The sequence below is a fragment of the Streptomyces sp. NRRL B-1140 genome, assembly GCF_001280065.1.
Classification (GTDB): Bacteria; Actinomycetota; Actinomycetes; order Streptomycetales; family Streptomycetaceae; genus Streptomyces.
The window spans coordinates 158,372-178,663 of sequence record NZ_LGEA01000002.1 but is presented as its reverse complement, the minus strand read 5'-3'; the positions used below and the strand labels follow the sequence as shown (position 1 = coordinate 178,663).

Below are 20,292 nucleotides of genomic sequence, written 5' to 3'. Positions count from 1 at the left end.
CGCGGGATCTCTCCACGACACGAGGATCCGCTCAGCCGCGGGTGAGCAGGTCCGCGACCCGGGCGATCATCCGGCTCTCCTCACCGTTGCGGGCGGTCGTCGGGTTGTAGGTGAGCACGAAGCTGCGTTGCCGGTCACGAGTGGAGAACGCGGCGTTCTTGTAGCCGTACGTCTCGCCGGTCTTGCCCCAGAACGTCACGCCGTTGACGTCGGCCCGCTGAAGCCCGGTGCTGTAGCGGGCCGGTGAGCCGTCCAGCATGCGCACGTCCTCCGGCAGTGTGAACATCAGTCGCAGCAGCTCCGGCGGGAGCAGTTCGCCGGAGAACAGGGCGGTGAGCATGCGGTCGAGGTCGCCGGTGGTGGAGATCATGTCGCCCTCGCCCCGGCCGGACGACTGGTCGTACACGGTGACGTCCCTCAGGCGACCGTCGGCCGTCGCCAGGTAGCCGCGCACGTGCCGGCCGTGGATGCGGGGATCGTCGCCCGGTACGACGGTGCCGGCCAGGCGCAGCGGGCGCAGGATGCGGGCGGCCACGGCTTCGCCGTACGGGCGTCCGGTCACCTCATCGATGATCAGTGCGGACAGTACATAGTTGACGCCGCGGTACTCCTGCCACGTGCCCGGGGTGAACTTCAGTGCTCCGTGCGTCGCTGTCGCCACCCACTCCTGTGGTGTCCAGTGGTCGAAGCGGTGCTGCAACACCTCTTCCGCGCTCGTCGGTTCGGGAATGCCCACGTGGTCCGGCAACCCGCTGGTGTGGTCCAGCAGATGGCCTACGGTGACGGGCGAGAAGCGGGCCGGCAGCAGTCCCGGCAGGATGTGCCGCACCGGCTGGTCCAGAGCGGCCCGGCCCTCGGCCACCAGTTGCAGCATCACCGTGGCCACGAAGACCTTGGTGATGCTGCCGATGCGGACCTTGTCGTGCCCCGTCACCGGCCGCCGCGTCCTGATGTCGGCCACACCCGAGGAGGCCTGCCAGGAGCCGGCCGCGCCGCCGACGCGTAACTGGGCTGCGGTGGACGGCGGATGCTCCAGATCATCGATCGCCGCCCGCAGCGCGGCGGTGTCCAGTGGGGGGAGAGGAGTGGTTGAAGCGGGGGACGCGACGGCGGGCAGCACGGTGAGGGCGGCCAGCGCGGTCGCTCCCGTCAGGGCGGCGCCCGCGAAGGCCCTTCGTGACATGGGGGTCGAGGTCATGCACCTCACGTTTCCAGTGAGGGGTGTGACCGCGCATCGGGGACGCCCCCGAGGGATCCCCGACCGCACCCCGACTCCCTCAGGACCACCCAGCGCAGGAGAACGGCCCCCAGGAAGGCCGCGCCGATGAGAGGGTCGGCTGCATGCCCACTTCACTGTTCGCCCGTCCGGTCACTTCTCTCGCTCTGGCCGCCGCGCTCGTCGCGTCCCTCGGGGCCTGCGGTGAGGTGCACGCTCCGGACGCGCGCGCCGGGGCGGCCTCCACCGGTTCCACGCCGTCGGACACGTCCTCGTCCAGTGCCCCGGGAGCGTCGCCGTACGTGGAGCCGGGCGCCGGGGACGGCGCCCCGCACTACAACGAGAACAACGCCTACCGCCGTGAGGGTGACATGACTGCGGCTCACGCGAAGGACGCCCAGCGGGAGGCCGACCGCCTCCGGCCGGTGCTCGAACGGCTGTGGGAGCGGCGGAAGTGGGACCCCGAGACGGTGCGGACTGCCCTGCTCCGGCTCGGCTACGAGGAGGAGCGCGTCACGCAGGACGGCAAGCGCCTCGGCGGCACGCTCACCGTCACGGCGATGTCCCCGCGCTGGAAGGACGACGGCTACGTCACGCCCGAGGGGACACGGGTCGCCCTGCGCGTGCACGACGACGCCTGCGTGTCGGGGTTCGTGCAGAAGCCGGACTTCGAGGTGCGGGCGCACGGCCCGTACCCGGAGACGGGCTGCTTGGAACCGCCCTACGGCCACTGAGGCCGCCGACGGCTTCGGCACCCCGAGAGGACGGCTACGGCTTCGGCCGCTGAGCCCGGCCCTCGGCTCAGCGGGTCAGCACACCCGCCAGCGCCCCCGCCCCCGCGGCACAGGCCAGGACCGCGCAGGCACCGGCCGCGTGCCGTCGCAGCAGGGCGCGCCGGAGGCGGATGTAGCGGCTCTCGTACTCCTGCCGCAGTTCGTCGGCACGCCGCACGGTGCCGAGCATCAGCTGCCGGGTGACGTCGAGACGCCGTCGGACGTAGTGGCCGGTGATCTCCTCGACCTGGGCGGTGGTCAGCCACGGCATGCGTGCGCAGAGCTCCTCGGCCTCCTGCTGCGCCTGGTCGCGATGAGAATGGGCGAGAAGGAAGCCCTCGGTCTCGTCGGCCAGGGCGCTGCGCGGCTCGCCCACGGGAACCTGCTGCCTGCCCCGTCTCACAGCCGCTCGCCCTTGTGCCCCTCGGCATCGACCACATCGCGCTGCCCGGTGTTCTCCGCCTCGTCCAGGCTCGCCACGTCCGGGTGGCGCAGGTCGAAGGCGGGCGACTCGGAGCGGATCTTGGGCATGGTGAGGAAGTTGTGGCGGGGCGGCGGGCAGGACGTGGCCCATTCCAGCGAGCGGCCGTAACCCCAGGGGTCGTCGACCTCGACCTTCTCGCCCTTCTGGGCCGTCCGCCACACGTTGTACAGGAACGGCAGGGTGGAAAGGCCGAGCAGGAAGGCGCCGATCGAGGAGACGGTGTTGAGCGTGGTGAACCCGTCGGCGGCCAGATAGTCCGCGTAGCGGCGGGGCATGCCCTCGGCGCCGAGCCAGTGCTGGACCAGGAACGTGGTGTGGAAGCCGACGAACAGCGTCCAGAAGTGGATCTTCTCCAGCCGCGTGTCGAGCATCGTGCCGGTCATCTTCGGCCACCAGAAGCTGAATCCGCCGAACATCGCGAACACGATCGTTCCGAACAGCACGTAGTGGAAATGGGCGACCACGAAGTAGCTGTCGGTGACGTGCCAGTCGAGCGGCGGGGAGCCCAGGATGACGCCGGTCAGGCCGCCGAAGAGGAAGGTGACCAGGAAGCCGATCGCCCAGAGCATGGGCGGTTCGAACGACAGCGAACCCCGCCACATCGTGCCGATCCAGTTGAAGAACTTCACACCGGTGGGCACGGCGATCAGATACGTCATGAAGGAGAAGAACGGCAGCAGCACCGCGCCGGTGGCGAACATGTGGTGCGCCCACACCGTCACCGACAGACCGGCGATGGAGACGGTGGCGCCGATCAGACCGGTGTAGCCGAAGATCGGCTTGCGGGCGAAGACGGGGATGATCTCCGTGATCACGCCGAAGAACGGCAGCGCGAGGATGTACACCTCGGGGTGGCCGAAGAACCAGAACAGGTGCTGCCACAGCACAGCGCCCCCGTTCTCCGCGTTGAACACCTGCGCGCCGAAGTGCCGGTCCGCTTCCAGCACCAGCAGCGCGGCGGCCAGGACCGGGAAGGCCAGCAGCACCAGCAGCGAGGTGAGCAGCACGTTCCAGGTGAAGATCGGCATCCGGAACATCGTCATCCCCGGTGCGCGCATGCAGATGATGGTGGTGATGAAGTTGACGGAGCCGAGGATGGTGCCGAAGCCGGACAGCGCAAGCCCCATGATCCACAGGTCACCGCCCACCTGGGGGGTGCGTTCCCCACCGCTGAGCGGGGTGTACGCGGTCCAGCCGAAGTCGGCCGAGCCCTGCGGGGTGAGGAAGCTGCCGAGCACGATCAGCCCGCCGAAGAGGAACAGCCAGTACGAGAGCATGTTCAGCCGCGGGAACGCCACGTCGGGTGAGCCGATCTGCAAGGGCATGACGGCATTGGCGAAGCCGGCGAAAGTGGGCGTGGCGAACAGCAGGAGCATGATCGTGCCGTGCATGGTGAACGCCTGGTTGTACTGCTCGCTGGAGACGATCTGCAGCCCCGGCCGGGCCAGTTCGGCCCGGATGAGCATCGCCAGAGCCCCGGCGACCAGGAAGAACCCGAACGACGTGATCAGATACAGGTGCCCGATCTTCTTGTGATCGGTGGTCGTCAGCCAGGAGACGACCACTTTCCCTCTGCCATGCCGCTCGACCGCGGGTGCAGGGGAAACCGGTTCGGTGTGTGTCGCCATCAGGTCCTCGATCAGCAGCAACGGTGCACGGACGGTCACCCCCCGGGGGCAACCTATTCGGTGCGGTTCAATCCCTTTGCCTGTTCTCGGTGTCCCTGCTCCGAACGGCGGAATGATCCATTTGTCAGGGGGTGGGTCAGAGATCCTCGGGGCGTGGGCGGCGCCTTTCCTCGTGCAAGCGTTTTCTACGTCTGTGTCATGTTTTGTTACGGCACGGGCGCGGCACTCGGTCACGCACGAGCGGGCCTCCGAGAGGTGACCTTCGTTCTCTGGTGCGTCGGACGCGCGCCGGGATCCGGCCCGGCCTCCGGGCGGAACAGAGGGTGGTCGATGACGACGATCGGCGTGGAAGAGGAATACCTGCTGCTCGACCCGGTCACGGGCCTGCCGGTACCTCAGGCGGACAAAGTACGCGCCGCTGCGGGCGTGGGGCACCTCGTGACGGACCAGGAGGTGCAGTACGAGCTGCTCCAGGCGCAGGTCGAGGTGGCCACCCCGGTCTGCGACACCCTGGAGGAGGTCGGAGGCCACCTGCTGAGGCTGCGGCACGCCGTCGGCGGCGCCGCCGAGCAGCACGGCTGCCGGATCGGGGTCTGCGGCACCCCGCCGCTGCGGCACGGCCGCCCCATCGCCGTCACCGACCAGGCTCGCTACCGGGCCATGGTCACCCAGGCACCCCAGCTCGTGGCGGAACAACTCGTCAACGGCACGCACGTGCACGTCGCCGTGCCGAACCGGGAAGCGGGTGTGCAGGTGCTGAACCGGATCCGCTCCCGGCTGCCCACGCTGACGGCCATGGCGGCGAACTCACCGCTCTGGGACGGTCACGACACCGGGTTCGCGAGCTGGCGCACCGTGATCTTCAGCCGGTGGCCGGTCAGCGGCACGCCGCCGCACTTCCGGGACGCCGCCGACTACGACCGGCGCGTGGAACGGCTGCTGGAGTCGGGTCTGATCTCGGACGTCGGGCAGCTCTACTGGCAAGCCCGCCTCTCGGCCACGTACCCCACCATCGAGGTCCGGTGCCTGGACGTCCAGCTGCGCGCGGACGAGGCGGTGATGCTCGCCGCGCTCATCCGGGCCCTCGTGGAGACCTCCCTGGCGGAAGCGGCCGCCGACGCGCCCCTGCCCGACACCGCGCCCGAGCTGCTGCAGGCCGCCATGTGGCACGCAGCCCGGCACGGTCTCGGAGACACCCTTCTCGACCCCGGCGGCGCCCCGCACCGGGCCGGCGACGTGCTCTACGAGTTCTTGCGGCACGTCGCTCCCGCCCTCGAGGCATCCGGCGACTCCCGGCAGGTCACGTCCCTGGTCCACCGGCTGCTGCAGGACGGGACCGGCGCGGACCGGCAGCGCGCCGCCCTCGCGCACGGCGGTCTCCGCGCGGTCACCGAGCTGATCAGCGCCCAGAGCACGATGCCGTGACGCCCGGATCGGCTCGTCAGGCCACCGCGGCGTAGGCGGCGACAGCGATGTCCGCGCGGGCGTGTACGACCAGCCGCGTACCGCCGGTGTCGGCGTCCGCCTCGAGCGCCCGGCGGACGGGCGCACTGTGCGTGGCCACCGACATCAGTGTGCCCATGAACCCGCGCGGAGCCGGCCGGCGTCAGGTGGTCCGCCGGGCGTCGGCCGTGTCCCCGGTGCTCCCCGTGCCCTTGGCGTTCGCCGGCTCGTAGGCCGTGATGTCGTAGCGCGCCTCGTCGTCGACTGCGTTCTCCTCCCAGTCCAGGACGATGCGCACAGGGTGTCCGTCGGCCGCGTATCTCGCCTCGGCCGTGGCCGCGTCGTCCCGGCGCGCCTGCTCCAGTTCCGCGAGGAGCTCGCCGAGCGTGGGCACGGCGTCGGGTGCGCTCTCGACCGCCCTGCGCGCGGAGTCGTCCAGGCCCACCGCCCTCACGACAGCGCCGTCGCGGACCGAGATCCGGAAGGTGCCGAGCAGGCTTCGCTCCCCCTCGCTCGACCGGAGCATGTAGGTGTAGGAGGCGGGCTCCCGCCAGGCGCCCCGAACATGTCCGGGTGCGCTTTCCGCCTCGGGGGACGTCGATGTCGCGGTGCCGCAGGCGGCGACCGCGCAGACGATCCCTCCGACCAGTACGGCACCGGAAACGGCTCGGGCTGGGGTGGTCATGGCGGACGTCCCTTCGACGACGGTTACCGCTATGACGCCGGCCACTCGGGGAACGTTCGGCGGCCTCGACCACCGAGCGACACGCAGCGCGTCCGTTCGGTCGCCGCGTGGTCAGACGGGAAGGACGAACGGTGGGTGCGCCCCGTTGAGGAAGTAGTCCCCGACGTCCTGGAGCCGGTGGCCGACGGGCTCGTAGAGGGTGTGCGTCCGGGCGTTGCGCCAGAACCGGTCGAAGCCGAGCCGGGCCGAAGCGGAGCGGGCGCCGATGATGTCCAGGGCGCGAGCGGTGGACTCCTGGGCGGCCTTGGAGGCGGCGGCCTCGGCCATGGCCACCAGGACCGAGATCTCCGCGTAGTCCTCGTAGGTGAGGTCCTCGCCGCGGTCCAGCCCGCCCTGCACGGCCCGGCGTGCCTCGTCGGCGAGTGCGGACGCCGAGCGGGTGAGCACGGTGAGCTCCCCGTACGCCGTCAGCACCTGTGGATCCCGGGGGGAACCGACCGGCCAGTCCGGATGCCAGTGCGAGTGCCCGGACCTGCTGTACTCACGGGCCTCGGCGAGCACGCCCTCCGCCATGCCGAGCCGGAGCTGCGCCGACAGCAGACGACCGACCGGTGACACCAGGGCCGTCAGGGGCGACAGGACGTCCTCGTCCGCCGACAGGGAGCCCAGCACGTCCGCGGCGGCGATGGGCACGGCGTCGAACTCCGCGCTGCCGCCCGCCGCCAGCCGCTGGCCGAAGGGGTCGGTGTCACCGTCGGCGACCACACCCGCGAGGGCGGGATCGACCACGAGCGCGAAGGGCTCACCAGTTCCGGCCCGCACCGCGCGCACGACGAGTCGGTCGGCGACCAGAACGCCCGCGGCGTAGCTCTGCCGCCCGTTCAGCACGTACCCGCGCGTGTCCGGAGTGAGTGTCAGCGCCGGCTCCTGGCGGGCCAGGCCGCCGCCCCAGCACCACCGCTCCGCTGCGGACCGCCGCTCCAGCCGGGCGGCGAGGGCGGGATCGGCGAACGACCGGACGCTCCAGGACGTGAAGTAGTGACAGCCGAGGAGCTGCCCGATGGCGCCGTCCGCCGCCGCGATCTCCCGGACCACGGCGTACGCCTGGGTCCAGTCGGCGCCGCCGCCCCCGAGTTCGGCGGGGAGCAGGAGGGTCAGAAGCCCGGACTCGCGCAGCCGGGACACCTCGTCGAAGGGAGGCTTGCCCGCCTGATCCCGGGCGACGGCGTCCGTTGCCAGGTCCTCCGCCGTCTCGCGTGCCACGCGCGACCAGTGCGCGCTGCCGGCCCCCGGCTGGTCGAACTCCGCGGCGGGGCCGGACGGCGCCATGGCAACGCCCATCGCTGGGATCTCCTCAAGTTCGTATGCGGAACGGGGTGTTGAGCATCACGGATGGGAAAGATGTGTGGGCCATCCGCATCATCCTGCGCAGGAGCGCAAGGCCCCGTCAATACTTTCCTAGTAATTCGATAGGGAACGTAGGGAATGGCGGCGCGCGGCCAGCCGGGCCCTCAGACGCTGCGCGGGGGTGGGCGGCAACGCACGGGCGGCGCCGCGCGCATAGCGCCGCTCCACATAGAACTGGCCCACACTGAGCACCGTCGTGACGGCGATGTACCAGAACGTGGCGACCAGCAGCAGTGGAATGACCTGGTACGTCTGGTTGTAGACCAGCTGCACCGAATACAGCAGGTCGTGCACGGCCAGCACACTGACGATGCTCGTGCCCTTGAGGGTGCCGATCAGCATGTTGCCCGCGGTCGGCACGATGGAGCGCATCGCCTGCGGCACGACGATCCTGCGCAGGGCCCGCGCCCTGCCGATCCCGAGCGCCTGCGCGGCCTCCGTCTGCCCGGAGTCCACGGAGAGGATGCCGCCGCGCACCACCTCGGCTGCGTAGGCGGCCTCGTGCAGGGTCAGGCCGATGACGGCCGTCAGGGCGGGGCCGAGCAGGTTCACCGTCTTGACGGTGACGAACTGCGGGCCGAACGGGATGCCTAGGCCGAGCGTCGGATAGAGGGCTCCGATATTGAACCAGAGCAGCAGCTGCACCAGCAGCGGAGTGGACCGGAAGATCCACACGTACCCCCAACTCAGGCTGCTCAGAACCGGGTTGGCGGACAGTCGCATCACGGCCAGCGGGATGCCGAGGAGGAAGCCGAGCACCATCACCACGCCGGTCAGCCAGAGGGTGAGCAGCAGTCCGTCGAGCACGGCGGCACTGGTGAAGTACCCGGCGACCACGCCCCACTGGAAGGCCTGGTTGCGGACGACCGAGTCGACCAGCAGCGCGAAGAGCGACAGGGCGACGGCGGCGGCCAGCAGACGGCCGATGTTGCGGCGCGGCACGATGCGCGGCACGTCGTCGTCCGCCCTCGGGGCAGGGGCCCGGCCGGGGGTCTTCGGACCGGTCGCGGACAGGTCGGGAGCGGGCGCGGTGAGGTCGGAAGGCGAGGATGCGGTGAGATCGGAAGGCGAGGCCATCAGAAGGCTCTCCAAGGGAGGGAGGCGCGGCACGGGTGGGGACCGGAGCCAGGCTTCGGCGTCATCACGCTCGCCGCGTCCCTCAACGCGGTGCGCCCGATCGTACGGCGCCGACACACACAGGTGTCAACCACACCCAGAACCGCGGGCCGACTCGCCCCAACTCCCGTCCGGCATCCGGGCTGTGGTTGACGAGACGCGAGTCGCCCTGCTCAAGTAGTCGCATGAACGCCGAGCAGCGCCTGGTCACCCGTGGCCACATCGACTTCGGTCGGGTGTGGTCCGCGGCGTGTTGCGTCTGACGCGGCAGCGGGCCGTCTGACCGGCCCTTCCCTCCCTCGGTGTCCCCGTCGCGGGCCGAGTCCCCTTCCTGACACGCGCTGCCGCCGCTCCACCCTGCCCCAGGCCCAGGCCCACGCGCCATCACCCCACTGCACCACTCCTTTCACGACCCCCCCATCGCCACGCCCTGAAGCGCCGTCGGACCCGACCGTGCCGCGGGCGCGCCGTGCCCCGGTGCTGTCCCGGCACGGCTCCGGACGACTTGAGGAAAGGCCAGAACCCATGCCCGTGGAGTTCCTCGGCATCGCCGCCACCCACGACGGATCCGAAACCACGCCGCGCTCCGGCGCCGCCTTCGACAAGGACTACACACTCCGGCTCGCCCGGGCCCACGAGGAACACGGCTGGGACCGGGTGCTGTTCGCCTACGGCTCCGGATCGCCGGACCCGGCACCGGCCGCCGCGTACATCGCGAGCAGGCTGGACCGGCTCCAGATCCTCCTCGCCCACCGGCCCAACGTGTCGTACCCGACGTTCGCCGCGAAGACCTTCGCCACCCTCGACCGGATCAGTGAAGGACGCCTGACCGTCCACTTCATCACCGGCGGCAACGACCGGGAGCAGGGTCGCGAGGGCGACACCCTCACCAAGGACGAGCGCTACGCCCGCACCCGCGAGTACATCCGGATCGTCAAGAAGATCTGGACCACGCACGAGCCGTTCGACCACGAGGGCGAGCACTACCGCTTCCACGACTTCGTCAGCGACGTCTTCCCGGTCCAGCAGCCGCGCCCGAACGTGTCGTTCGGCGGTTCCTCGCCCGCCGCCTACGCCGCCGGCGGTGCCGAGGCCGACATCTACTGCCTCTGGGGAGAGCCCCTGGAGAAGACCGCCGAGCAGATCGAGAAGGTGAAGGCCGCCGCACAGGCCGCGGGCCGCACCGATGTGCCACGCATCCAGGCGGCGTTCCGGCCGATCATCGCGCCCACCGAGGAACTGGCCTGGGAGAAGGCCCACCGCACGGTCGGCCTGATCAAGGCCCGCAGGGAGCGTGGCGAGGCGATCACCAAGCGCCACAACGGCGCCGCGCAGCCGCAGAACACCGGCTCGCAGCGACTGATCGCCATCGCCGAGGCGGGGGAGCGCTACGACCGCGCCCTGTGGACCCCCACCGCCGCCGCGACCGGCGGTGCGGGCAACTCCAACGCCCTGGTCGGCACCCCGGAGACGGTCGCCCAGGCCCTCCTGGACTACTACGACCTCGGCGTGGACATCCTCTCCGCCCGTGGCTACGACCTGCTCGGCGACGCCATCGACTTCGGCCGGCACGTGATCCCGATCGTCCGCGAGGAGGTCGCCAAGCGCGACGCCGAACGCGCCGCCAGGCACGAGGCCGGGCGAACGGACAGCGATCCGCAGCCCCTCGCGACGGTGAACGGATGACCTCCGCACCGGAACTGACGTTCATTCAGGTACCCGTCTCCGACCCCCGGGTCGCGCCGCTGCTGCGAGAACTCGGCGACGAGTACTCCCGACGCTACGGCAGGGACGCGCACGCCGAGATCTCCCGCTACCCCGACGAGGAGTTCACCGCACCGCACGGCGGTCTGCTCCTGCTGCTGGAACGCGGCGAAGCCGTCGCGGGCGGCGCCTTCCGGCGGTACGACACGGCCACGGCGGAGCTGAAACGGATCTGGACCCACTCCGCCCACCGCCGCCGCGGTCTCGCCCGGCGCGTCGTCGCCGAGCTCGAACGTGAGGCGGCGGGCCGTGGATACCGGCGCGTCTTCCTCACCACCGGCCCGCGCCAGCCCGAAGCCCGCGGCCTGTACCTGGCCACCGGTTACACGCCCCTGTTCGACATCGAGGCCGACCCGGAGACCATCGGCCCGCTGCCGTTCGAGAAGCACCTGCGAGAGGTCCCCGAGCCGTGAACAGAACCCCGTCGCGCAGCGCCGCCGCCCTGGTGCTGCTGCCCGCCCTGGCCCTCACCGCCTGCGGCTCCGGCACCACCCCCGGCGCCGCACCGGCGGGCGCCCAGGCGTCCCCGGCCCCCACCGACGACCCGGTCGCCGACGTCCGAACGGTGGACTCCGTCGCCGCCCTGCTGCCCGCCGGCGTCCGCGCGTCGGGCAGGCTGCGCATCGGCAGCTCCGTCGGCTTCCCGCCCGGCGCCTACTACCCGAACGGGCCCGGCAAGGCGCCCGCCGGCCAGGACATCGACATAGCCGACGCCGTCGCCAAGGTCCTCGGCGTGAAGCTCGACCGCCAGGACGCCTCCTTCGAGACGATCCTGCCCGCCCTCGGCAGCGGCAAGTACGACGTGGGCACCGGCAACTTCGGCGTCACCACCCAGCGCCTGAAGACCGTCGACTTCGTCACCTACATCGACGACGGTCAGGGCTTCGCCGTGAAGAAGGGCAGCACCGCCGTCAAGAAGAAGGTCACCGACCTGTCCCAGCTGTGCGGCCTGACCATCGGCACCGGCGCCGGAACCACCTTCGAGTCCACCCTCGCCGCGCGGAAGGACATCTGCGCCAAGGCAGGCAAGAAGCCCTACGAGGTGAAGGTCTACTCCGAGAACGGAGCGACGCTCACCGCGCTCCGGCAGGGCCGCATCGACGTGATCATGTCGACCATCAACGGCCTGCGCCACCAGGCCGCCCAGCCCGCGGCGCAGACCACCTTCCTCGGCGAGTACCACCGCCTCGACGTCGGCTTCGCCTTCAAGAAGGGCTCCCCGCTCACCAAGGCGTTCCGGGCCGCCGTCGACGAACTGATCAAGAACGGCACGTACGCCCGGATCCTGAAGAAGTGGGGCACCTCCGCCTCCGCGATCGACGCGTCGCGGATCAACCCGCCCGAGCACAGGTGACCCCATGAGCAGCGACACGATCACAGAACCGGCCGCACGACTGGCCGGGCACCACGAAGACCTGAAAGTCGTGCCCATCCGCCACTACGCCCGCTGGGCCGCCGGCGCGGCCGTGGTCGTCCTGGTCGCGCAGTTCGCCCACGGCCTGGTCACCAACCCCGTCTGGGAGTGGGGCGTCTTCCGCGACTACGTCCTGTCCGAGACGATCGTCCAGGCGGTGTGGGTGACCCTCCAGCTCACCGCCTACGCCACCGTCCTCGGCTTCCTCCTGGGCACGGTGCTCGCCTTCATGCGCCTGTCGCGCAGCCCGGTGCTCTCGACCGTCGCCTGGACCTACATCTGGGTGTTCCGGTCCATCCCGATGATCGTCCAGCTGGTGTTCTGGTTCAACCTCAGCGCCCTGTACAAGGAGCTGGGCCTCGGCATCCCCTTCGGGCCGGTGTTCTGGTCCGTCGACAGCAACACCCTCATCGGCACCATCGGTGCCGCAGTCATCGGGCTGACCCTGCATCAGGCCGCCTACGCCGCCGAGATCGTGCGCGGCGGTGTCATCGCGGTCGACCAGGGACAGCTGGAGGCGGCGGCGGCGCTCGGCATCCCCCGGCTCCGGCAGATCCGCCGGATCGTCCTCCCACAGGCCATGCGCGCCATCCTGCCCACCGCCGGCAACGAGATCATCGGCCTGCTCAAGGGAACCTCGGTGGTCTACGTCATGTCCATCGGCGAGCTCTTCTACCAGGTGCAGGTGATCTACGGCCGCAACGGCCGGGTGATCCCCCTGCTGCTGGTGGCCACCGCCTGGTACGTCGTCCTCACCTCGCTGCTGTCGGTCGCCCAGTACTACGTGGAGCGCCGTTACGCCCGCGGCGCCGACCGCACCCCGCCCCCCACCCCGCTCCAGCGCGCGCGCCGGTTCGTCACGACCCTCACGAAGGAGAGCGCATGAGTGCCGTCATGGTCGACGTCCACGGCGTCCACAAGAGCTTCGGTCCGCTGGAGGTACTGCGCGGAGTCGACCTGCAGGTGCGGGCCGGCGAGGTCACCGTGGTCCTCGGCCCGTCCGGCTCCGGGAAGTCCACGCTGCTGCGCACCATCAACCACCTGGAGAAGGTCAGCCGCGGCTGGGTCAGCATCGACGGTGAACTCATCGGCTACCGCCGGTCGGGGAACAAGCTGCACGAGCTGAGGGAGCGGGACGTTCTCAAGCAGCGGACCGACATCGGGTTCGTCTTCCAGAACTTCAACCTCTTCCCGCACCTGACCGTCCTGCAGAACCTCGTCGAGGCCCCCATCGCCGCCCGGCGCCGCCCGCGCAAGGAGGCCGAGACGACCGCCCGCCGGCTACTCGACCGGGTCGGTCTCGCCGACAAGGCCGACGCCTATCCGCGGCAGCTTTCCGGCGGTCAGCAACAGCGCGTCGCCATCGCCCGGGCACTCGCTCTCGAACCGAAGGTGCTGCTGTTCGACGAACCCACGTCGGCACTCGATCCGGAGCTGGTCGGCGAGGTCCTCGACGTCATCAAGGACCTTGCCTGCTCCGGCACCACCATGATCGTCGTGACCCACGAGATCGGCTTCGCCCGTGAGGTCGCCGACACCGTGGTGTTCATGGACGCCGGAGTCGTCGTGGAGCAGGGCCCGCCTTCCGCCGTGCTCGACGCGCCGCGGCACGAGCGCACCCGCGCCTTCCTCTCCAAGGTCCTCTGACCACCCGCCGCCCCTCACGCAAGGAGCACCACCGTGGCCACCACCGTCGTCACCCGCCGCCCCACTGCCGCAGCAGCGCTCGGACTCGCCGGCGCCCTCGTCCTCGCCGGCTGCGCCAACCCCACCGACGGCGGCACCACCGAGGTCGCGGCCGCGCCCGGCGGGAAGACGAAGATCAACATCAGCCCCGACCAGAACCGCGTCACCACCGGCAAGGTCGACTCCATAGCCGCCGAGGTCCCCGAGAAGATCCGCGAGAGAGGCACGCTGGAGATCGTCGACTCCTCCGGCTCCGCGGCCCCCCTGACCTTCCGCGCCACGGACAACAAGACCGTCATCGGTGTGGAGCCCGACCTCGCCCACCTGGTCGCGGACGTCCTCGGCCTCGAGCCGCACCTCAACACGGTGTCCTGGGAGAACATCTTCGTCGGCCTGGACAGCGGCAAGTACGACGTCGGACTGAGCAACATCACCGTCACCGAGGAACGCAAGGAGAAGTACGACTTCGCCACCTACCGCGAGGACAACCTGGGCTTCGAGGCGAAGAAGGGCAGCGGCCTGAAGGTCGACGGACCCGAGGACGTGGCGGGCCGGACCGTCGCGGTCGGCAGTGGCACCAACCAGGAGAAGCTGCTGGTCGAGTGGTCCAAGGAGAACGAGAAGGCCGGCCGGAAGCCGGTGGACATCAAGTACTACCAGAACGACAGCGACACCTACCTCGCCCTGCAGTCCGGCCGGGTCGACCTCTACCTCGGCCCCAACCCGACCGCCGCCTACCACGCGGCGACCACCGGGAAGACCGAGGTCGTCGGCACCTGCTCGGGGGCGGGTGCCGGCCTCCAGGGCCTCATCGCGGCCACCACCAAGAAGGACAACGGCCTGGCGAAGCCGCTCGCCGACGCGCTCGACCACGTCATCGAGAACGGGACGTACGCGAAGGTCCTGAAGCGCTGGGGCCTGTCCGGCGAGGCCGTGCGGAAGTCGGAGGTCAACCCGCCCGGCCTGCCCGAGAACGGAAGCTGACCGGACGCCCCCTCGTCCCCTTCCGCCGCCCCACGCTGAGGAGCACCGACCATGTCCCGCATCCCCCTCGGAGTCCTCGACCTCGTCCCGATCCCCTCCGGCGCCACCACCGCCGACGCCCTGCGCAACACCCTGGACCTCGCGCGGCAGACCGAAGCGTACGGCTACAGCCGCTACTGGTTCGCCGAGCACCACCTCAACCCCGGCGTCGCCGGGTCCTCTCCCGCCGTCGTACTCGCCCTGACCGCCTCAGCGACCTCCACGATCAGGATCGGCTCGGGCGCCGTACAACTCGGCCACCGCACCGCCCTGTCCACCGTGGAGGAGTTCGGCCTGATCGACGCCCTGCACCCGGGACGCCTGGATCTGGGCCTCGGCCGCTCCGGCGGACGTCCCTCAGGGCAGACGGCGCAGCCCCGGCCCACCACGACGCCCGTCGTCGACGGCCGAACCCCCAACGGCCTCAGAATCCCGCCCCGGTTCTCACCCGAGCACCTGCGGGGCTCACCACGCCTGCGGCTCCAGCAGCAACTGCTGCAGCAGCCGGGCGCCCGGCATCAGGACTACGCCGAGCAGATCAGCGACGTCCTCGCGCTGCTGCGCGGCGACTACCGCTCGGCTGACGGCGTCGAGGCGCACGCGGTTCCCGGTGAGGGTGCCGACGTGCAGGTGTGGGTCCTCGGCAGCAGCGGTGGGGAGAGCGCCGACGTCGCCGGGCGCAACGGCCTGCGCTTCGCCGCCAACTACCACGTCAGCCCGGCCACCGTCCTGGAGGCGGCAGAAGGCTACCGGGCTGCGTTCCTGCCCTCCGACCACCTCGACAAGCCCTACGTCAGCGTCTCCGCCGACGTCGTCGTGGCCGAGGACGACGCGACCGCCCGCGAGCTGGCCACCGGATACGGACCGTGGGTCCGCAGCATCCGCACCGCCGAGGGCGCGATCCCCTTCCCCACCTCCGAGCAGGCCCGCGCCCACCGCTGGACCGAGCAGGACCGGGCCCTGGTCGCCGACCGCGTCGACACCCAGTTCGTCGGGTCGCCCGGACGCGTCGCGGACCAGCTCGAACAACTGCAGGAGGCCACCGGCGCGGACGAGCTGATCATCACGACCATCACCCACGGCCACGCCGACCGGGTGCGCTCGTACCGGCTCCTGGCGGAGGAGTGGCAACGAAGGTGACGCACAACCGCCGCGCGGGGCGGTGGCGCCGCCCGGGCTCCCGGCCACCGCCGGGCCCCGGTGTGAGACCGGGCGGCCGGACACACCGGCACGGGATGCGGACACGAACTGACCGCATCCCGTGCGACCGTGAGCGCGCAAGCCGCCCGGACACCCGGTCCGCGGGTCGGCACACGACGCGAGGGCCGAGGTGCTGTGATGACCGTTCTCGACGCTCGGGCGCTCAACCGCGCCACCCTGGCCCGGCAGTTGCTCCTCGAGCGTGCCGACCTGCCGGTCCTCGACGCGGTCGCGCACCTGTGCGGTCTCCAGGCGCAGGAACCGCAGGAGCCGTTCCCCGGCCTGTGGTCGCGGCTGCGGGGCTTCGACCCGGCGGAGTTGTCGGACCTGCTGACCGGGCGCCGTGTCGTGCGCACCCACCTCATGCGCCGCACCGTCCATCTCGTCACCGCCGACGACGTCGTGGCCTGGCGTTCCCGCCACGACGCCATGCTCCGGCAGCGGGTCCTCGGCGTGTACCGGCGCGAACTCGACGGAATCGATCCCGACGAACTGGCGGCGGCGGGCCGGGAGGTCATGGCCGACGGCGAACCCCGCTCGATGCCCGACCTCGCACGAGCCGTCGCCGGCCGCCGGCCAGGGGCGCCGCCGCGGCCCCTGGGCGAGATGCTCGTCGCGGCTCTCCTCCCGACGGTCCAGGTGCCGCCACGCGGCCTGTGGCGCACCCGAGGGGGTGCGCGCTATGCGCTCCTCTCCTCCTGGCTCGGCCGCGAGACCGATCCGCCCTCCCCGGACGTCTCCGACCCCGTGGGCCGGGCGCTGGTACGGCGCTACCTGGCCGCGTTCGGCCCCGCCGCCCCGGCCGACCTGCGCGCCTGGTGCGGTCTTGCCGGACTGCCCGCCGCGGTGTCCGCCCTCCGCGAGGAACTCGTCGCCTTCCGTGACGAACGCGGCCGCGAACTGCTCGACCTCCCCGAAGCTCCCCGCCCCGATCCCGGCACCCCGGCGCCGGTGAGGTTCCTGCCGGCGTTCGACAACGCGATCCTCGGATATCACGACCGCAGCCGGATCATCGACGACCAGCACCGTCATCTGTCCGTCGCCGGCGCCCGAGTCGTCCTGGTCGACGGCAGGGTCACCGCCACCTGGACCGTCGAGGAGGGCACAGTGCACGTCACACCGTTGCGCCGCTTGTCCCGGACCGACCGCACGGCCGTCGCCGAGGAGGGGCGGGCGATGGCCTCCTTCCTCTCCGGGGGAGTGAGCGACCGGGTACACATCGCGGCCTCTCCCGGCTGATCCGGACTCGCGCCGCCCGGAGTGCCCACGCCCGGCGTTGATCGGCGGGCGTTCCCGGCTGACAGGCGCACACTGGAAGGGTGCTGCCGGTGCTCACGAGGGGGTGTCGGCCCATGGAAGCGTCAGAACGTGTGACCGTGCGGTGGTGGCGGTGGCGGCGCAACGCGCTCAAACGGCGCGTCGACGTCGTCGAGGCCTGGATCGTGCTCGCGGGCTGGGTGCTCGCCCTGCTCGGCGGGCTGATCGCGGGGCTGCTCGCGGCGGGCACGGTCGAGCAGGCCGTCGAGCGGCAGCGGGCCGAGAGCAGCCAGGTCCGGGCGACGGTCGTCGAGGACGCGCCCGGCCCGTCACCGGCCCGTGAGGCGAGCGACCACCGGGTGTGGGGCAAGGTGCGGTGGACCGCGCCCGACGGCTCCACGCACCGGGAGGAGGCCCGGGTCCCGGCGAGAGCACCCGCCGGAAGCACCCTCTCCGTGTGGGTGAACCGGAGCGGTGACCTCACGAGCGCGCCCGTGTCCGGGGGCGAGGCGTGGCTGCACACCGCCATGGGCGGCGCGCTCGCCGGGTTCTTCACGGGCGCCGCGGTGCTGGGAGCCACCTGGCTGACCCGCCTGGGCCTCGACCGGCGCCGCATGTCCCAGTGGGATGCGGAGTGGGAGCGGATCGACACGCGCAGGGGCTGGAAGACGGGCTGAACACCGCGGTCCACCGGTACCTGCTTCCGGTGGTCTCGCAGCCCCGTGGCGGTGCGAGTGGGCGGCGCGCAGGAACCACCTCGGGCCTGCTTGAGCTATCGGGCCGGCTGCTTCAGGGGCACCGTGGACGGGACGGGTGTGGCCGTGGCCAGTCGCGCCGTCGCACCCTCGACCTGCCGCACCGTGGTCTCGCCGGGCCGGTGGCCGGAGCCCGCACCGGTGGAGAGCTGGGACCAGGCTCCGAGGGCCAGCGCGACGGCGGCTGCGGTGGCGGCCACCCGACCCGCGCGCCGTACCTTGGCACGGCGGTCCAGGTCCCGCCACGCCACCCGGACCCAGAGGTCCTCCGGCTGCCACAGATCACCCACGGCGTGCGGGGGCTGGAGCTGCCGCCCCGCGGCCCGCTCCTCGGCCGAGGGCTCCCTGGGAGCGGAGACGCGTATGGCGGACTCGCTGTCCGTGAGAAACCTCAGCCACATGTCGTCGTGGAACGGGGGAACGCCGGGCGGCTCGTGGGAGGCTCCCCGCCCGTCCGGCTCTTCGGTGGTCACGTGCCGTCATCCCCTCTCCGGCCGTCTCCTGATCACTGCGCAGCGCAAGATCAGTATGCCGCCCGGGCACCGGAGTCACCCCTCGTCCGGTCGCGGACAGCGCGTCCGAGACCGACTTGGAACGTGCCGTGGGGCGGGAGAGCCCCGTCGCGCTCCCGCCGCACCCCTCAGACCGTGGCCGGCAGGACGTGATCACCGACCTTGTCGGTGCTCAGGCACAGCGAGCAGACGACAGCGTCGTGCGTCCGGCAGGCGGCCACGTCCGGCCGCTCGAACTGCTGCCGGCACACATGGCACTCGTAGGCGACGGCGCTGGGGTTGCCGTCCTCGTCCAGCAGCGGCTCGGCGATGCCGTCGTCGGTGCGGCGCAGGTAGTACCGGCCCTTGGTGACCACAGCCATCACTGGTGTGAGGACGAAGGCGATGACGGCCGCGGCGACGGGGGAGTACGGCTGGAGCGCGTCGCCGAGGGCGTGGAAGTACATGGCGATGGACAGCCCCGAGGCGGCGACGAAGGCCACGACCCCGACGGGGTTGACGGCGTAGAGCATGCCGCGGCGGAACTCGGGGGCGTGCGGGGACAGCTTCAGCACGTACTTGTTGATGCCGATGTCGGTGGCCACGGTGACCACCCAGGCGATCGCGCAGTTCGAGTAGAACCCCAGGATGCTGTTGAGGAAGCTGAACATGTCGGCCTCCATCAGGGCCAGCGCGAAGCCCAGGTTGACCAGGACGAAGACCATCCGGCCCGGGTAGCGCTTCGTGACCCGGGTGACGGAGTTGGTCCACGCGAGGGAGCCGGAGTACGCGTTCGTCACGTTGATCTTGATCTGGCTGATGACGACCAGCACCACGGCGAGGGGGACGACGAGCCAGGACGGCATCATCGCGTCGAAGGCGCCCTTGAACTGCTGGATCGGCTCGGGCGCGGCGGAGGCGCCGACCTCGGCGATGATGTACACCGCGAGGAACACTCCGATGGCCTGCTTGAGTGCCCCCAGCACCACCCAGCCCGGGCCGGCCATCACCACGGCCGTCCACCAACTGCGCTTGTTCGCCTCGGTCTTGGGTGGCATGAAGCGCAAATAGTCGATCTGCTCGCCGATCTGTGCGATCAGCGACAGGCACACGCCCGCACCGAGCAGCACGGAGGCCGTGTCGATGCCGCCGTCCCCGTCGGTGCCCGCGTAGGAGAGGAAGCGGTCGACGGTGCCCGGGTCGGTTGCGACCAGGTAGACCAGCGGGCCGACCATCAGCAGTAGCCAGATCGGAGTGGTCCACACCTGGAGCTTGCTCAGCGCCTTCATGCCGTAGATCACCAGGGGGATCACCATCAGCGTGGAGACCAGGTAGCCCAGCCAGAGCGGCAGTCCGAGGCCCAGTTTCAGGCCCTGGGCCATGATCGAGCCTTCCAGGGCGAAGAAGATGAAGGTGAAGCTGGCGAAGATGACGCTGGTGAGGACCGAGCCGAAGTAGCCGAAGCCGGAGCCGCGGGTGATCAGGTCCAGGTCGATGTTGTAGCGGGCGCCGTAGTAGGCCAGCGGGAAGCCGGTCAGGAAGATGACGACCGCGGCGACGGCGATCGCGAGCAGCGCGTTGCCGGTGCCGTGGGCCAGTCCGATGCCGGCCCCGATGGAGAAGTCGGCCATGTAGGCGATGCCGCCGAGCGCGGTCGTCGCCACCACCATCGGGGTCCAGCGCCGGTAACTGCGCGGAGCGAAGCGGAGCGTGTAGTCCTCGAGGGTCTCCGTGACGGCCTGGTCCGTGCCCGGTGCTGCCTGCGGTGCGGGTTCCGGTTCGGCTACTGCGGCCAGTCGTGGCTCGGCACTCATGCCACGCCTCCTTGCTGCGGGTTGGGGACTGACAAGGCAGGCACGGTAGGCAGCGGTCGTTACCCCTAAATACTTCCTGGGTGAAGGGAATGTTTCGGAGCCATCTCACCGCGGAGCCGTCCCACCGGACGCCGAC

20 protein-coding genes are annotated in these 20,292 nt (G+C 70.9%); 11 read left to right on the top strand and 9 right to left on the bottom strand.

Going from position 1 to position 20,292, the window contains the following annotated elements; translation table 11 throughout:
• Window positions 1–31: 31 nt before the first annotated feature.
• Complete coding sequence (locus ADK65_RS02770) at window positions 32–1,198, bottom strand: serine hydrolase domain-containing protein (RefSeq protein ID WP_053668161.1); 1,167 nt, start codon at window positions 1,196–1,198, stop codon at window positions 32–34.
• Window positions 1,199–1,341: 143 nt separating this feature from the next.
• Between ADK65_RS02770 and ADK65_RS02765 the strand changes: the two genes are divergently transcribed.
• Window positions 1,342–1,950, top strand: coding sequence for a hypothetical protein (locus tag ADK65_RS02765; RefSeq protein WP_053668160.1), 609 nt, complete (start codon window positions 1,342–1,344; stop codon window positions 1,948–1,950).
• 67 nt (window positions 1,951–2,017) lie between these two features.
• Here the strand turns inward: ADK65_RS02765 and ADK65_RS02760 are convergent, their stop codons facing one another.
• Window positions 2,018–2,365: a hypothetical protein gene (locus ADK65_RS02760; protein ID WP_234352778.1), complete on the bottom strand. Its 348-nt coding sequence runs from the start codon at window positions 2,363–2,365 to the stop codon at window positions 2,018–2,020.
• A 23-nt stretch (window positions 2,366–2,388) separates the two neighbouring features.
• Window positions 2,389–4,101 carry a cytochrome c oxidase subunit I gene (gene ctaD / locus ADK65_RS02755; protein ID WP_078955782.1) on the bottom strand — a complete coding sequence of 571 codons (1,713 nt, stop codon included), beginning with the start codon at window positions 4,099–4,101 and terminating at the stop codon, window positions 2,389–2,391.
• Window positions 4,102–4,431: 330 nt separating this feature from the next.
• Between ctaD and ADK65_RS02750 the strand changes: the two genes are divergently transcribed.
• Complete coding sequence (locus ADK65_RS02750) at window positions 4,432–5,526, top strand: carboxylate-amine ligase (protein WP_053668159.1); 1,095 nt, start codon at window positions 4,432–4,434, stop codon at window positions 5,524–5,526.
• 16 nt (window positions 5,527–5,542) lie between these two features.
• Here the strand turns inward: ADK65_RS02750 and ADK65_RS39565 are convergent, their stop codons facing one another.
• The 4 genes from ADK65_RS39565 to ADK65_RS02735 all read right to left on the bottom strand — a co-directional run bounded on the left by ADK65_RS39565 (window position 5,543) and on the right by ADK65_RS02735 (window position 8,713).
• The gene (locus tag ADK65_RS39565) at window positions 5,543–5,665 is read right to left on the bottom strand and encodes a hypothetical protein (RefSeq protein WP_267889702.1); all 123 of its coding nucleotides are present in this window, start codon (window positions 5,663–5,665) and stop codon (window positions 5,543–5,545) included.
• Window positions 5,666–5,707: 42 nt separating this feature from the next.
• Window positions 5,708–6,229 (bottom strand): DUF6174 domain-containing protein, encoded by a 522-nt coding sequence (locus tag ADK65_RS02745; protein ID WP_053668158.1) that lies wholly within the window; start codon window positions 6,227–6,229, stop codon window positions 5,708–5,710.
• 111 nt (window positions 6,230–6,340) lie between these two features.
• Window positions 6,341–7,570, bottom strand: coding sequence for an acyl-CoA dehydrogenase family protein (locus ADK65_RS02740; RefSeq protein ID WP_053668157.1), 1,230 nt, complete (start codon window positions 7,568–7,570; stop codon window positions 6,341–6,343).
• Window positions 7,571–7,687: 117 nt separating this feature from the next.
• On the bottom strand, window positions 7,688–8,713 hold the full coding sequence (locus ADK65_RS02735; RefSeq protein ID WP_078955777.1) for an amino acid ABC transporter permease: 1,026 nt from the start codon (window positions 8,711–8,713) through the stop codon (window positions 7,688–7,690).
• A 564-nt stretch (window positions 8,714–9,277) separates the two neighbouring features.
• Between ADK65_RS02735 and ADK65_RS02730 the strand changes: the two genes are divergently transcribed.
• From ADK65_RS02730 to ADK65_RS02690, 9 genes are all read left to right on the top strand, one after another.
• Window positions 9,278–10,438, top strand: coding sequence for an LLM class flavin-dependent oxidoreductase (locus ADK65_RS02730; RefSeq protein WP_053668156.1), 1,161 nt, complete (start codon window positions 9,278–9,280; stop codon window positions 10,436–10,438).
• Entirely contained in the window at window positions 10,435–10,929 is a 495-nt protein-coding gene (locus tag ADK65_RS02725; protein WP_053668155.1) for a GNAT family N-acetyltransferase, read from the top strand. The genes ADK65_RS02730 and ADK65_RS02725 overlap by 4 nt, the downstream gene beginning before the upstream one ends.
• Window positions 10,926–11,870 carry an ABC transporter substrate-binding protein gene (locus tag ADK65_RS02720; RefSeq protein WP_053668154.1) on the top strand — a complete coding sequence of 315 codons (945 nt, stop codon included), beginning with the start codon at window positions 10,926–10,928 and terminating at the stop codon, window positions 11,868–11,870. Before ADK65_RS02725 ends, ADK65_RS02720 begins: the two co-directional genes overlap by 4 nt.
• 4 nt (window positions 11,871–11,874) lie before the next feature.
• Window positions 11,875–12,816, top strand: coding sequence for an amino acid ABC transporter permease (locus tag ADK65_RS02715; RefSeq protein WP_053668153.1), 942 nt, complete (start codon window positions 11,875–11,877; stop codon window positions 12,814–12,816).
• Window positions 12,813–13,577, top strand: a complete 765-nt coding sequence (locus tag ADK65_RS02710) for an amino acid ABC transporter ATP-binding protein (RefSeq protein WP_053668152.1) — start codon at window positions 12,813–12,815, stop codon at window positions 13,575–13,577. The genes ADK65_RS02715 and ADK65_RS02710 overlap by 4 nt, the downstream gene beginning before the upstream one ends.
• Window positions 13,578–13,610: 33 nt before the next feature.
• Entirely contained in the window at window positions 13,611–14,600 is a 990-nt protein-coding gene (locus ADK65_RS02705; protein WP_053668151.1) for an ABC transporter substrate-binding protein, read from the top strand.
• A gap of 51 nt (window positions 14,601–14,651) precedes the next feature.
• Complete coding sequence (locus ADK65_RS02700) at window positions 14,652–15,779, top strand: LLM class flavin-dependent oxidoreductase (RefSeq protein WP_053668150.1); 1,128 nt, start codon at window positions 14,652–14,654, stop codon at window positions 15,777–15,779.
• A gap of 198 nt (window positions 15,780–15,977) precedes the next feature.
• A complete protein-coding gene (locus tag ADK65_RS02695; RefSeq protein WP_053668149.1) occupies window positions 15,978–17,078 on the top strand; it encodes a winged helix DNA-binding domain-containing protein in 1,101 nt (366 codons plus the stop codon).
• 113 nt (window positions 17,079–17,191) lie between these two features.
• Complete coding sequence (locus ADK65_RS02690) at window positions 17,192–17,773, top strand: hypothetical protein (RefSeq protein ID WP_053668148.1); 582 nt, start codon at window positions 17,192–17,194, stop codon at window positions 17,771–17,773.
• A 95-nt stretch (window positions 17,774–17,868) separates the two neighbouring features.
• Here the strand turns inward: ADK65_RS02690 and ADK65_RS02685 are convergent, their stop codons facing one another.
• Window positions 17,869–18,324, bottom strand: coding sequence for a hypothetical protein (locus ADK65_RS02685; protein ID WP_053668147.1), 456 nt, complete (start codon window positions 18,322–18,324; stop codon window positions 17,869–17,871).
• A gap of 167 nt (window positions 18,325–18,491) precedes the next feature.
• Window positions 18,492–20,156 carry a purine-cytosine permease family protein gene (locus tag ADK65_RS02680; protein ID WP_053668146.1) on the bottom strand — a complete coding sequence of 555 codons (1,665 nt, stop codon included), beginning with the start codon at window positions 20,154–20,156 and terminating at the stop codon, window positions 18,492–18,494.
• Window positions 20,157–20,292 lie beyond the last annotated feature (136 nt).

Coding starts and splice junctions, on each gene's coding strand:
- ADK65_RS02770 (WP_053668161.1), bottom strand. CDS start 1,198: ATGACCTCGACCCCCATGTCACGAAGGGCCTTCGCGGGCGCCGCCCTG.
- ADK65_RS02765 (WP_053668160.1), top strand. CDS start 1,342: ATGCCCACTTCACTGTTCGCCCGTCCGGTCACTTCTCTCGCTCTGGCC.
- ctaD (WP_078955782.1), bottom strand. CDS start 4,101: ATGGCGACACACACCGAACCGGTTTCCCCTGCACCCGCGGTCGAGCGG.
- ADK65_RS02750 (WP_053668159.1), top strand. CDS start 4,432: ATGACGACGATCGGCGTGGAAGAGGAATACCTGCTGCTCGACCCGGTC.
- ADK65_RS02745 (WP_053668158.1), bottom strand. CDS start 6,229: ATGACCACCCCAGCCCGAGCCGTTTCCGGTGCCGTACTGGTCGGAGGG.
- ADK65_RS02740 (WP_053668157.1), bottom strand. CDS start 7,570: ATGGGCGTTGCCATGGCGCCGTCCGGCCCCGCCGCGGAGTTCGACCAG.
- ADK65_RS02735 (WP_078955777.1), bottom strand. CDS start 8,713: ATGGCCTCGCCTTCCGATCTCACCGCATCCTCGCCTTCCGACCTCACC.
- ADK65_RS02730 (WP_053668156.1), top strand. CDS start 9,278: ATGCCCGTGGAGTTCCTCGGCATCGCCGCCACCCACGACGGATCCGAA.
- ADK65_RS02725 (WP_053668155.1), top strand. CDS start 10,435: ATGACCTCCGCACCGGAACTGACGTTCATTCAGGTACCCGTCTCCGAC.
- ADK65_RS02715 (WP_053668153.1), top strand. CDS start 11,875: ATGAGCAGCGACACGATCACAGAACCGGCCGCACGACTGGCCGGGCAC.
- ADK65_RS02710 (WP_053668152.1), top strand. CDS start 12,813: ATGAGTGCCGTCATGGTCGACGTCCACGGCGTCCACAAGAGCTTCGGT.
- ADK65_RS02700 (WP_053668150.1), top strand. CDS start 14,652: ATGTCCCGCATCCCCCTCGGAGTCCTCGACCTCGTCCCGATCCCCTCC.
- ADK65_RS02695 (WP_053668149.1), top strand. CDS start 15,978: ATGACCGTTCTCGACGCTCGGGCGCTCAACCGCGCCACCCTGGCCCGG.
- ADK65_RS02690 (WP_053668148.1), top strand. CDS start 17,192: ATGGAAGCGTCAGAACGTGTGACCGTGCGGTGGTGGCGGTGGCGGCGC.
- ADK65_RS02680 (WP_053668146.1), bottom strand. CDS start 20,156: ATGAGTGCCGAGCCACGACTGGCCGCAGTAGCCGAACCGGAACCCGCA.